We start from the raw sequence: 12,030 nt of genomic DNA, 5'->3' as shown, positions 1-12,030 counted from the left end.
AAATCAACCTTTCAATTTAACTTTGCCCTTCACTTTGGTTTGCGTTTTTCGCTGCATCCCGCCGTGTCAGTGGGTGCGCATTATAGGGAGATTTAAGAATGGCGCAAGCGTTTTTTGGAAGAAAATGAAAAAAAGCCCCTATTTGGGCAAATAACACACAAACCTCTCTTTTTATGTGTGAAAAACAAGCTAAAAACAAAAAGCCCTCTTAATTTAGAGGGCTTTTGTTGTTCAGTTTTTGATTATAAGCGCTTTATTAGAACTTGTATTCAATACCAAGACCTAAATAATCTTCTTCTGTACCACTGTCTTCGTCAACAGATGAATAGAATGCATATAACTTGGCCGCTTTCGCTAGTTTGTGGTCGATACCAATGCTGATGCCGTCAACATCTTTCGAAGCTGCCGCATCAAAGTCAATCATTTGATACTGAAGCTTAACTGTATTTGCGCCAAAACTATAAGCAGCATTAAGTAAGAAGCCATCAGCAGTCCCCGTACCATCTACTTTTTCTTGTTTCTGATACATTGCACCTAATTTTAGGTCATCAGTCGCTTTGAATTGACCAGATACACGTAATGCATCGTAACCCTTTACTTCGCTGTCACCCGCAAGAGATACGTAAAATTTGGACTTTTTAAGCTTTGCGTCGCCATATGTTAATGCACCTGAATACCCATTTTCACCATCAGTCGCATCTTCAGCAATAAAAGTACCTAGTACTTTAAACCCGTTAAAGCTTGCTGACTTGAAAGAAATTGAGTCGCCTAAGCGATTTTCGCCTTTGAAAATATTTTTAATATCAGCCTCAAGGTCGTTAAAAAGATCGATCTTACCTTGTGACTGCTTGAAAGCAGTATCGTTACGGCCGATAACAACCTGACCATACTTGCCTTTTAAGCCAACGTACTGGTTACGTGCGGTGATGTTGTCATCATCACCTTTTGAATCCGCATCTGACACGTCAACTTGGAATTCTAGTTTGTAAATTACTTCAAGTCCTGAATCTAACTTCTCAGAACCTTTGAAACCGAAACGTGAAGCATTGCTTTTCACTTCAGTAAAAGAGCCATCACCTTCATCAGATGATTGTACTGATAGGTTTGCTTTACCATATACATCAACATCGGCATGAGCGTTCAAAGATAGACCACTAAGTATAGAGAGTAATAATGCTGATTTGGTTAGTTTCATGTGTATTTCCTCAATATCGCAACACGTAATTTATTAGACAGGCGCAGTCTGCCAGCTATAAGTGACAGAAATATTACACGCAAAACAAAAATGAAATTTAATTGAAACCTAAAGTTCAGCCACGTGTCATAAATAGGTAATGTCAACCAAAACAAAGACCTTGATTTCAGTCATTCATCGAGGCCAATAGGTTGACGATCGTCTCTATGTGCTCTGACTGGTCATTCCCGCTATGATAGGCAACATAAACTTCTCTAAAGCTATGCTCTACAGACCCGACATGAAACAGCTTTTGCTGTTCAATTAAGTCTATCGCTAACATTTTAGGTATGTAAGCCGAGCCTCCACATTGTAAAATAAGTTCCAACGCAATACGTCCAGTACTCGTACGAAAATAAGGAGGCGCAGTGCCTTCAAATTGCTTAGCATGCCATAGTGAAAACGCGGTCCCCCAATCGACATACACGTACTGTTTGCCAAAAAAATCATCCTTATTCTTGGTGTTAAAGGTACTGACTGGAATTATAGACAAATTTTTAACTTGTCTAACTATTAATTCATCTACTTTTGGCGGATCGAACAATACCGCAAGATCTAATGTACGCTCGAGCAGCAGTCTAGTGCTCTCTTGTTGAGTTTTTACTTCTGCCACCAGCGACACCCCCGGCATAGACGACACGATCTGATTTATGCCAAATTGTAAATATGCATCCCAAATATTAGGCGTGCCGGCCAGTGAAAGTTGCTGACGCATATTATTGGCTAGCGCAACATCTAACCTTGCTCTTTGCATCCCCGTTAGTAGCATCTGCGCATGAGGTAACAACCTTTCACCTGGCGCAGTTAACTGAATATTATTTCTCTGTCTGGTGAACAAACTTACGCCCAAATGCTGCTCTAATTGGCGTATTCTGAAGCTTACAGCCGACTGAGTTATATATAGATTTTCAGCCGCACGTCCAAAATGGCGAGTCTTCGAAACTTCGACAAAAGTTTTTAATAGTTCCTTGTCCATTACCCCACCTTTTGATTAAAAAATCTCGTTTAAAAAAGCCAAAATAATAGTCCATACTCGTTGCAAACGATGCGAGGGAAACATCATGGATATGAATATAGCGGAATTAAAAGAAGCTTTTGCTGCATCTAAATCATTTTACGATGATTTGAACTTTCCACAGGGATTTTCTAGAAGCGGTCATTTCACTTTGTTGGAGTCTGAACTGCTGCAACAACATGGGTACCTACTCAAAGGATTAAGCGAAGAGAAATACGCGCCAGTGAATACCTATCAACAGCAATTTGTCGACTTGCTTAAAACGAAGCGAGCACCTGTAAATAGAATTGAAAAAATTTGGTGTAAATACCTAGCACTGACCACACGTAAGCACCGAATTCATACACTAAGTAGCCAAGTCAAACCCCCTTCTCACTATGAAACCATGAAAACCAATGAAGACCTCTCAGCGGTCGAAACAACGAGTTAAGTGAGCGTTAAAAATTATAATATGGGCATAAATACGGGGCAATGCTAGAAACTATCATAGGCTTCCCCGTGTGAATCTTATTTTCTTCATTGCTTTTTTTCCGCTTTCAGTTAAAACTGAAGTAATAAAAGACTGTTAAGGTTGTGCGTGTGTTAAGAAAAGTGCTAATCATTGAAGACACTCCGACTATTGCAAAAGTCCAAAAACACATTGCAAGCTCAGTTGGCTACGATGTTGACGTGGCTACGACATTGGAAAGTGCAAAAAGGCTCATTAACGATCACAACTACTTTTGCGCCGTGGTAGACTTTGTTTTGCCTGATGCCTCAAATGGGGAAGCTATCCCCTACACTGTCAAAGCCAACATCCCTACGATTGTAATGACGGGTAACCTAGAATCTAGCACTCGAGATACCGTCGATAAATACCCCGTCATTGATTACATCACTAAAGAAAACAAACAAGCTTATCAGTACCTCAAAAAGCAGTTACAAAGGCTACCTCGCAATGAACAAGTTAAGGTCTTGGTTGTTGATGACTCAGCGGCAACACGACGACATATCAGTTCACTGCTCGAAAGGCACAAATATCAGGTCTATGTCGCCGGTGATGGCGTAGAAGCATTAGAAACCCTAAACCAGAATCCAGACATAGACGTGATTATTACCGACAATGAGATGCCGCGCATGCGTGGCGAAGAATTGTGTGCGGAAATTCGCCGACTATATAGTAATGATGACAAAGCCATAATTGGTATCTCCGGCACCAATAATGCCTATCTATCTGCGCGCTTTTTAAAAAGTGGCGCGAACGATTACTTAAGAAAACCCTTTAACCCTGAAGAGTTTTATTGTCGTTTAAGCCAAAACGTGGATATGCTCGAAAACATTGCAACCATAAGAAGACAAGCAAATACAGATTATTTAACCCAGTTGCCTAACCGCCGATACTTTTTTGAACATGCGAGTAAATTACTTGCAATTAATAGTAGGCAGAGCCAACCGAGTATGCTTGCAATGGTTGATATCGACTTTTTTAAAAAGATTAATGACCAGCATGGACATGATGCGGGAGATAAAGTTCTGCAATCTATTGGGGAGTGCTTTGAGAAATTTTTCCAGCATGACCTATATGCAAGACTTGGCGGTGAAGAGTTTGCCGTACTGTTTCGCTCAGCAAACAATAAAGAGAATATGGCACAGTTAGAGAACTTTAGGCTTTTTCTAGAAAAGAATAGTAGCTCCCTCACCCCTTACCATATCCCCTTTACGGTTTCTATTGGCGTCGTTGATAAGGTTATTGAGAGTATCGACCCTTTAATTAAAATCGCCGATGAAAATCTGTATAAAGCAAAAGAGTCTGGGCGTAATCAAATTGCCTCTTAAACAAAGCTTAAGAGGCAACGTATACACATCAACTCTGAGGAGCAACGATTTTCTTGGCTCTACTTGCTTTTAAAGAATCAATCGAAAATAGCAGTAACGCCCCCCAAATAAATGCAAAAGTCACAGCGCGTTCGACGTCAAATTGCTCACCATAAAACACCACTGCTAACGTAAACATTAAGCTAGGACCAATATATTGGAAAAAGCCAAGAGTTGAATAAGGCAACCTTTTGGCAGCCCCTGTAAAACTCAATAGTGGTAACGTGGTGACTATACCTGCTGCAATCAGCAGTAAGTTAAGATCCCATACATTACCAAACATGTTACTAGTTAAGCTCGGCTCAAGGAAATACCAGTATACTAAAGCGATTGGTAACAAAATAAGCGATTCAATAAAAATGCCGGGCAATGAATCTACCGCCATTTTTTTACGCAGCAAACCGTAAATCGCGAATGAACATGCCAAAGACAAAGCAATGTACGGAAACGATCCAAAGCTGACGAGTTGAATGATAACGCCTGTAGAAGCAAGCAGTACCGCTACTTTTTGTCCAAATCGTAATTTTTCAGACAAAAATAACATACCTAGGAACACATTTAATAAGGGGTTAATGTAATAACCGAGACTTGCATCCAACATATAACCGTTGTTTACAGCCCAAATGAATAGCCCCCAATTAAAGCCTAGCAACAAAGCGGTAACCACCAACATCATCATTAGCTTGGCATTGCCTAGTACTTTACGCACGGTATGCCAGTTTTTTCTTACCGTAATTACAACGAGTATGAATACCACTGACCAAATCACACGATGGACGAGTATTTCTAGCGCATCCACATGCTCAATCGACTTAAAATAGATAGGCGCAAGGCCCCACATTATGAACGCAAGTGTTGCATATAAATAGCCTTGTCGCACGCTCGCATCTGTTGTCATTTCACTCCCCTATTTGTCACCCACTCGTGAAGAAGGCAGCATTATACAGAATTAATAATGCACCACCATGGCAGTGCAATTTAAGCAATAATAAAGGACTAATTTGTTTACAGTGCGTATCGTGAACATGCCAAGGTAGTACTACTAACTCAGTAAACGGTCTTAATTACTACCTAATTGATATTGTTTTTCGGAGCCTAAAATACTTAATCAAGTACTTTTGCTCGCCACCCAGTTTAGCAGCCAAAGAATCCTCATAAAAGGAAGACAATTTCACCAAAAACCTCTAAAATGCGCGCAATGGAAACACTCGCGACTTAAGAATCATTGACTCCCCAATCTGTATTAAAAGAATATTTTGGTTATACAAGCTTTAGGTCTGGCCAACTAGAAGTAATAGAAGCATGTCTGAGTGGGCGTGACAGTTTAGTTTTGTTACCCACAGGTGGCGGTAAATCTCTATGCTATCAAGTACCGGCACTCATGCTACCAGGTGTAACAATTGTTGTTTCACCACTCATCTCTTTAATGCAAGATCAGGTAGCGCAGCTACAAGCACAAGGTATATCAGCCGAATTTATCAATAACAGCATCGATTGGCAGCAACAGCAAAGCATTTATCAGCGTCTACACAATAACGAAATTAAGCTGCTTTATGTTGCCCCTGAAAAAGTACTTCAGCGCGATTTTTTAGATCGCTTAAGTCAATTACCACTGTCATTGTTTGCTATCGACGAAGCGCATTGTGTGTCACATTGGGGTCATGACTTTCGCCCACATTACTGTCGTTTAAACGAGCTTAAGCAAGCGTTTGCCCACGTTCCGACTATGGCATTAACTGCCACAGCCGATATGGCAACCCGGACAGATATTGTGACCCAACTGAGCTTATTAGAGCCCTTTATACATACTGGTAGTTTCGATAGACCCAATATCCGCTACACCATTGAAGAAAAATTTAAACCACTCTCGCAACTTATGCGCTATTTAAAAACGCAAAAAGGGCAAAGTGGTATTATCTATTGCTCAAGTCGTCGCCGTGTCGATGAAATTGCTGAAAAGTTGGCCGATGGCGGTTTTAATGCGGCAGCCTATCACGCAGGTATGGAAAGTGAGCAACGGCAGTTTGTGCAAAATGCTTTCGCTCGGGATGATGTCCAAATTGTTGTCGCAACAGTTGCTTTTGGTATGGGGATCAATAAACCTAACGTTCGATTTGTCTTACACTACGATATACCAAAAAGCATTGAAGCCTACTATCAGGAAACTGGCCGAGCCGGGCGAGATGGGCTCGCTGCCGAAGCAATTATGTATTTTGATCCCGCTGACATTGGAAGAGTCAGACGCTTTTTTGAAGACATTCCGGACGAACAGCGAAGAAAAGTAGAGCAGCAAAGATTTAACGCAATGGCCAATTTTGCTGAAGCGCAAACTTGTCGTAGACAAATACTACTGAACTATTTTAGCGAATACCAACGCGAGCCCTGTGGCAACTGTGATATCTGTCTAAACCCACCAAAAAGCTTTGATGCCACCATCGTGGCGCAACAGGCATTGTCTTGTGTATACCGGGCACAACAGCGCTTTGGTCTGGGCTATATTGTCGATTTGCTCCGCGGGGCAAATACCGCACGGATCAGGGACAATCAACATCATGAACTCAGTACGTATGGTATCGGTAAAGAACATAGCAACGAATATTGGCTCAGTGTGTTACGTCAGCTCATTCATCATGGCTTATTGGCACAAGATATAACACAGGGTGCCACCTTGAGACTCACGGAAGCTGCTCGAGCAGTACTCAAAGGAGAGTATGCCTTAAGTTTGGCAGAGCCTCGCCTACAAGCAAGTCACGTTTATCAAGATAAACTCGCGCAATTTAACTACGATAGAAAGCTCTTTGCGAAACTGCGGAGCTTACGAAAAGAACTTGCAGATCAAGATGATGTTCCGCCCTATGTTGTCTTTAACGATAAAACACTGGCGGAAATGGCTCAGCAAACGCCGACCAATGATAGTGAATTTTTAAAAGTGTCAGGTGTTGGGTTTACCAAGCTTACTAAATATGGCGCCCCCTTTATGCAATTAATCCGTAATTACCTGGCTGCAGAATAACTGGAATATTTATGACCGCAATTACCTATCTCGAAGACACAAATGTGCTTGTGATCACACCCACCCTGTTGCCTCACAGTGATGACTTCAAATTGTGGGGAGAGGTTTTTCTAGCGATAGAAAGCGTCAAAACCATCGAATTTAATCAGGGGGCAGATCGACATCAATGGCGCTTCGAGTTCAAACGCCAGACGTACAATCTCAATTATGAACACTACAGTGAAAGCATATGGATTTCGCCTGAAGGCATTGATGCAACTGCATTAATCGCTCACTTACACAAAGTAATCAGTACAAATTTACAACAATAATATAGACTTACCCAAGCATGTGTGCCTAAATTAAGCCATACTAATAAGAATAAAAACGGTATTAGGCATGCATATGGTGCTAGCAAGAATTTGTTTTTTAGTATTTTTAGGCATCTCTTTTTCTACTTGGCCTCTGGGCCAGTCCTCATGGCTCAAGAGTTGTGGAAATGATCGCCCTGTTGAGATCACCGACGGTAGCTTTACCCGCGAGCTCAGCTCAGAGCACACCCTCCCTAAGCTCGAAAATGCCACGATTTCCTCGATTACACTGCATCAACTCAATGTATTCGATACGTCCTTACCTGAAGAAGATAATGCTTTGTTTCGATTTGCAAATCGGGCGCATGTAACAACTAAGCCCGAAGTTATTAAAAGCATCTTGCTGTTCAAAGAAAATAGCCTGTACAACCCTCAACTTTTAAGAGAGTCAGAGCGCCTGCTGCGCAAACAATCTTATCTATATGATGCCAGAGTATTTGCAGAACCAGACTGCGACGGAAATGTAGCCGTTACGGTCGTCACCCGAGACCTTTGGACACTCTTACCAGATATTAGTTTCAGTAGAAGTGGCGGCGAAAACTCGAGTCGAATTGGCTTTCGAGAAAGTAATCTTTTCGGCCATGGCAAAAGACTGTCTTTGACACACATTGATGATACTGACCGCAGTGGCTACCTTTTCGTTTACGATGATCCAAATATTCTCTCAACTCGATATCAAGGCCGTCTAGAGTATTCAGACAATGATGATGGTGAGAGACACTATATTGGCGTTGATTACCCATTTTTTTCAACTAATACCCCATACAGTTACGGGGGACTCAACTTTGCCGACAAACGGATTGAGCCCCTATACGAAAATGGCGAAACCGTATCAGAGTTTTTACAAGAAACTGAGCTTTCTCAAGCTTACTTTGGTATGGCAAGTCAACAAAGTAATGGCTGGACAAGGCGACTCATTCTTGGCTATAGAGACGAAAAACATACTTTTACTCGAATTAAAGAAACCACTTTGCCCATTGCTGAAAATAGATCTCTCAGCTACCCCTATATACAAACACAATGGTTTCAAGACGCATTCATCAAAGTTAAAAACTTTGACTCAATTTATCGTACCGAAGACCTTAATTTAGGCTGGAATATTAATACATCAATAGGGTACTCCGACGATTCAATTTCGGATGACGATTCGCGTTGGATTCTCAATGCCGTAGTCAGTAAGGCGCATTTTAGCTCCGAACAGAGTTTGACACGCTTTCTCTTCTCAATTGATGGAAACTGGAATGTTGACACGGGGGAGGCTGAAAACCTCATCACACAGTTAAATTTGGAGTACTACTTAAATACCCATGACTTACAATCTTGGTATGCTCAACTAAACATCACGCATGGCAAACACTTAACCGCAGACAAACAGTTAACACTTGGAGGAGAAACAGGGCTGAGAGGCTACCCAGCACGTTACCTGCAAGGCGAAAGGCGCATCGTTGTCAATTTAGAGAAACGCTATTATTGGGAATACGATCTGTTACAACTTTTTAAAGTAGGAGGCGCAGCCTATTTTGATATTGGCAGGGTGGATGGCAAAGCACTCTTTTTAGAAAATAGTAAATTTTATAAAAACGTAGGATTTGGATTAAGAATGGCGCCGAGTCGCGCAAATTCAGGTCTGGTACTGCATTTAGATTTGGCAGCCCCAATTAACAAACCAGATAAAGTAGACTCTGTCCAATGGCACTTCACCGTAAAGAATCGTTTTTAATCATTGCATTAGATAGATACTGGCGCTCTCGACAGGGATCGAACCTGTAACTTAGCTTCCGGAGAGCCACGTGATATCCATTTCACCACGAGAGCACAGCATGTAACGCAGCTTCATGATAATCATATCTTTATCGAAATACCAGCCTAGTCTAACTCGTATGTCTATTATTTAAACTAATTATTAAAAAACATATTCAATTGGACTAATTCTTATAAATTTAGCTATGCTTAGAGTTTAACAATAATAAACGTAAATCGATTTTAGTAGCTAAGCTACCTAACATCATCTAGAGGATTTGTATTATGACCCCTATGACCACTGAGCAAGTTGCAGAGTTTTTAAGTGTAAAAGTGGAGCGTGTAAGACGGCTTGCAAGAGAAAACTTATTAATTGCAAAAGACCATGATGAAGATGGCCAACCGATCTTTGACAAGGATGATGTCGAAAAATATAAAGAGCTAGCTAAACGGCTAGGTGGGATTTAACCTGCATACGCGCCTCGTTAGGTCTAAGACCCACGAGGCAACACTTCTTTGAATGATTCATACCATGCATTAAACAATGTCTGTAAGTGCTCATAGAGCACTACTTCTTGCCTTTGAAAGTACCAAGCCATACTTAAAATAAGGTAACACCCGATAAATATCTCAAGTTTATCCTCAGCATAAATGGGTGGCGTGTCACTGCGCGTTTCATAATACTGCTTAATTAACGCTCGTTTTTCCGGTTGAGACAAAGAGAAAGAACAACACAGTGCTGCCAGATCAAAATATAAATCGTTATTCTGAGCATATTCAAAGTCGATGACGCAAGGTCCGTTGGCCGTTTCAATGATATTGTCTTTCACTAAATCATTGTGGCAAAAGCAAATGTCCCTCTCCACCTTTGTAAGCAGTGACACTAAGTGTTTTGCCAATGACTCTAGCTTTAAAAGCGGTGCAGCTTCTTCAAGGAAAGTAACGAGGTCTAGCTCTGATTTATCTAATGATTTACTTTGGTGAATATCACTAAGGGCTTGAATCAGGGACTGTGACAATCTCACGTCAGCAGATACCGCATTGAGATACTCCAAAACAATAAATTTTCTCTTCTCATCAATGTGTATGACCCGCTGTGCTTTTGACTGCTTTGCAAGCTGTGATTGAACTTGCAAAGCATCAACAGGGACTGACCCAGACATTAACTTTAGTAACTTCTTGGCCCCTGCATGTTCGAAGTAAAAATTTTGATTACTCAGCCCTTTTGTAAGCTTTCTAACGTTGCAAACTTGTTGATTGGGATATAACTTTTGCAAAATAGCTTGCGCTTCTGCTAGGTCAGAGTTCACCAAGTGGTTTACCTTCCTTTTTGTTGTATTCTTCATACCATTTCTTATAACCCCAACACACCATAATCGTGTAAAAAACGTAAAGTGCTAAGGTCGGGTAATACCCTTTTAGGTAGTACAAATACATTGAAGTGGCATCAATCAATATCCAATACAGCCAATTTTCCAGAACCTTTTTAGCGACCAAATAGGTGGTAACGATTGCGAAACACGTAGTCACACTATCTAGATATGGCAAATCAGCGTGCGTATAGGTATCGGTAATATAACCCATCATGACCGCCACACACGCTGTGACGACAATGATCACCACATGTCGATTTAATGACCAAGAAACTATCTGTGATTCTTTATTTTTCTTGCCCGAACGCCACATCCACCAACCGACAAATGCCATTACCAAATAGTAAAAATGTAGCAATGACTCCATTAATAGCGCACCGTTCCAATACATAATGGTGTATATGAAGGTGCTAACAAATGCCGCTGGCCAACACCAGATATTTTCTTTTATCGCCAGCAATAGATAAGCCATTGACAGAACAACAGCTAAATATTCCCACTTGGACATTGCAGTGAACCCTGCAAGGGTTTCATAAATTAGTTCCATTATGCCTCAGGAGATAAGTCGCCAGATATAAACTTACATACAAAAACACTCTTTCCAAATTGTTCGTAAGAGGCTTTCATTTCATTTTGAAGTACATTCATCACTAGATCATACTCACCAAAAATTTGCGTAGACATGGTGTTTGTAATAACTTTGAGGCCACTATGCGTATTCAGCCGGTCAATGAATGACTTGATAAATGGGATATAATCTGAATGTAGTGGATATTTACTAATCTCAACAGAAAGCTGCATTGGTCGTTCCTCAGTGTGGTTAGCGCATCAATTTGCCCAGCAGTGTACATGCTAAGGTACCCATTGGGCAAAATAACTTGAGCTAGTGTGTTCCGTTTAAGTTTGTCGCTTCACTAACAAATGATCGAGGGAAATAGTTAATCCAGTCTTGTTGGTAAACAATCAACCCAGCTTGGTTAAATTTCAATACGGTTGTAAAGCGCCAAGGCCCTAATTTTTGTTCGTTAAAGGAAAAAGGATTAAACACACCAGATACAACAACGGTGCGTTGCTCATCATCAATGACAATTTGCGAGACCTCAAAAGTTTGCTTACCATTTAACACTTTAAAATCACCCGCTTGCCAGTTAAAAAATGCCGAAAAAGCTTTTTTGTTGGTTGCTTTCACTCCATACAGCATGTCTTCCAAAACAACTTCATCATCATAGAAGGACAGAAAATGCTCAAAATTATCCCTCGCCTGATAAGTGGTGAGGTACTGATTTACAACAGCAGAGATCTCAAAAGGTGGCTTTTTTTTGGGGATGCTAGTGCAACCACTGAGCATGATAAGTAGTAAATATAAGCTGATATTTTTTAGCATATTAAGATTGTTTATTGCTTGAAGTGAGTTCTATTTAAACATAAAAAAAGCGCCATCTTGGCGCTTT

The 12,030-nt window shown here is 40.9% G+C and carries 13 protein-coding genes and 1 tRNA gene; 6 read left to right on the top strand and 8 right to left on the bottom strand.

What is annotated here, in order from left to right:
- Positions 1 to 256: 256 nt before the first annotated feature.
- Together L1286_RS05665 and L1286_RS05660 are read right to left on the bottom strand one after the other, a co-directional pair.
- Entirely contained in the window at positions 257 to 1,195 is a 939-nt protein-coding gene (locus L1286_RS05665; RefSeq protein WP_235405921.1) for a porin, read from the bottom strand.
- A 166-nt stretch (positions 1,196 to 1,361) separates the two neighbouring features.
- Positions 1,362 to 2,210 carry a LysR family transcriptional regulator gene (locus L1286_RS05660; protein ID WP_235405920.1) on the bottom strand — a complete coding sequence of 283 codons (849 nt, stop codon included), beginning with the start codon at positions 2,208 to 2,210 and terminating at the stop codon, positions 1,362 to 1,364.
- A gap of 85 nt (positions 2,211 to 2,295) precedes the next feature.
- Here L1286_RS05660 and L1286_RS05655 point away from each other — a divergent pair, with 85 nt between their 5' ends.
- Together L1286_RS05655 and L1286_RS05650 are read left to right on the top strand one after the other, a co-directional pair.
- Positions 2,296 to 2,679 (top strand): DUF413 domain-containing protein, encoded by a 384-nt coding sequence (locus tag L1286_RS05655; RefSeq protein ID WP_235405919.1) that lies wholly within the window; start codon positions 2,296 to 2,298, stop codon positions 2,677 to 2,679.
- A 149-nt stretch (positions 2,680 to 2,828) separates the two neighbouring features.
- On the top strand, positions 2,829 to 4,064 hold the full coding sequence (locus tag L1286_RS05650; protein ID WP_235405918.1) for a diguanylate cyclase: 1,236 nt from the start codon (positions 2,829 to 2,831) through the stop codon (positions 4,062 to 4,064).
- A gap of 28 nt (positions 4,065 to 4,092) precedes the next feature.
- Here the strand turns inward: L1286_RS05650 and rarD are convergent, their stop codons facing one another.
- The gene (gene rarD, locus L1286_RS05645) at positions 4,093 to 5,001 is read right to left on the bottom strand and encodes an EamA family transporter RarD (protein WP_235405917.1); all 909 of its coding nucleotides are present in this window, start codon (positions 4,999 to 5,001) and stop codon (positions 4,093 to 4,095) included.
- Between the two features lie 327 nt (positions 5,002 to 5,328).
- On the opposite strand from rarD, the gene recQ reads away from it, so the two are divergent.
- The 3 genes from recQ (at position 5,329) to L1286_RS05630 (ending at position 9,186) form a co-directional block, all read left to right on the top strand.
- Positions 5,329 to 7,116: a DNA helicase RecQ gene (gene recQ / locus L1286_RS05640; RefSeq protein ID WP_235405916.1), complete on the top strand. Its 1,788-nt coding sequence runs from the start codon at positions 5,329 to 5,331 to the stop codon at positions 7,114 to 7,116.
- A gap of 11 nt (positions 7,117 to 7,127) precedes the next feature.
- Positions 7,128 to 7,427, top strand: a complete 300-nt coding sequence (locus tag L1286_RS05635; protein ID WP_235405915.1) for a DUF3630 family protein — start codon at positions 7,128 to 7,130, stop codon at positions 7,425 to 7,427.
- 73 nt (positions 7,428 to 7,500) lie between these two features.
- Complete coding sequence (locus tag L1286_RS05630; protein ID WP_235405914.1) at positions 7,501 to 9,186, top strand: POTRA domain-containing protein; 1,686 nt, start codon at positions 7,501 to 7,503, stop codon at positions 9,184 to 9,186.
- Positions 9,187 to 9,206: 20 nt separating this feature from the next.
- Here the strand turns inward: L1286_RS05630 and L1286_RS05625 are convergent.
- Positions 9,207 to 9,281, bottom strand: a tRNA-Arg gene (locus L1286_RS05625).
- A 210-nt stretch (positions 9,282 to 9,491) separates the two neighbouring features.
- On the opposite strand from L1286_RS05625, the gene L1286_RS05620 reads away from it, so the two are divergent.
- Complete coding sequence (locus tag L1286_RS05620; RefSeq protein WP_235405913.1) at positions 9,492 to 9,674, top strand: helix-turn-helix domain-containing protein; 183 nt, start codon at positions 9,492 to 9,494, stop codon at positions 9,672 to 9,674.
- A 23-nt stretch (positions 9,675 to 9,697) separates the two neighbouring features.
- Here the strand turns inward: L1286_RS05620 and L1286_RS05615 are convergent, their stop codons facing one another.
- From L1286_RS05615 to L1286_RS05600, 4 genes are all read right to left on the bottom strand, one after another.
- Positions 9,698 to 10,552: a phosphotransferase gene (locus tag L1286_RS05615; protein ID WP_235405912.1), complete on the bottom strand. Its 855-nt coding sequence runs from the start codon at positions 10,550 to 10,552 to the stop codon at positions 9,698 to 9,700.
- Positions 10,506 to 11,126 carry a nicotinamide riboside transporter PnuC gene (gene pnuC / locus L1286_RS05610; protein ID WP_235405911.1) on the bottom strand — a complete coding sequence of 207 codons (621 nt, stop codon included), beginning with the start codon at positions 11,124 to 11,126 and terminating at the stop codon, positions 10,506 to 10,508. The genes L1286_RS05615 and pnuC overlap by 47 nt, the downstream gene beginning before the upstream one ends.
- The gene (locus L1286_RS05605; protein WP_235405910.1) at positions 11,126 to 11,380 is read right to left on the bottom strand and encodes a YkoF family thiamine/hydroxymethylpyrimidine-binding protein; all 255 of its coding nucleotides are present in this window, start codon (positions 11,378 to 11,380) and stop codon (positions 11,126 to 11,128) included. The genes pnuC and L1286_RS05605 overlap by 1 nt, the downstream gene beginning before the upstream one ends.
- 82 nt (positions 11,381 to 11,462) lie before the next feature.
- The gene (locus L1286_RS05600) at positions 11,463 to 11,963 is read right to left on the bottom strand and encodes a nuclear transport factor 2 family protein (RefSeq protein ID WP_235405909.1); all 501 of its coding nucleotides are present in this window, start codon (positions 11,961 to 11,963) and stop codon (positions 11,463 to 11,465) included.
- Between the last annotated feature and the right edge of the window lie 67 nt (positions 11,964 to 12,030).

The organism is Pseudoalteromonas sp. SMS1, assembly GCF_021530565.1.
Taxonomy (GTDB): Bacteria; Pseudomonadota; Gammaproteobacteria; order Enterobacterales; family Alteromonadaceae; genus Pseudoalteromonas.
This window is presented reverse-complemented; position numbering and strand designations above follow the sequence as displayed.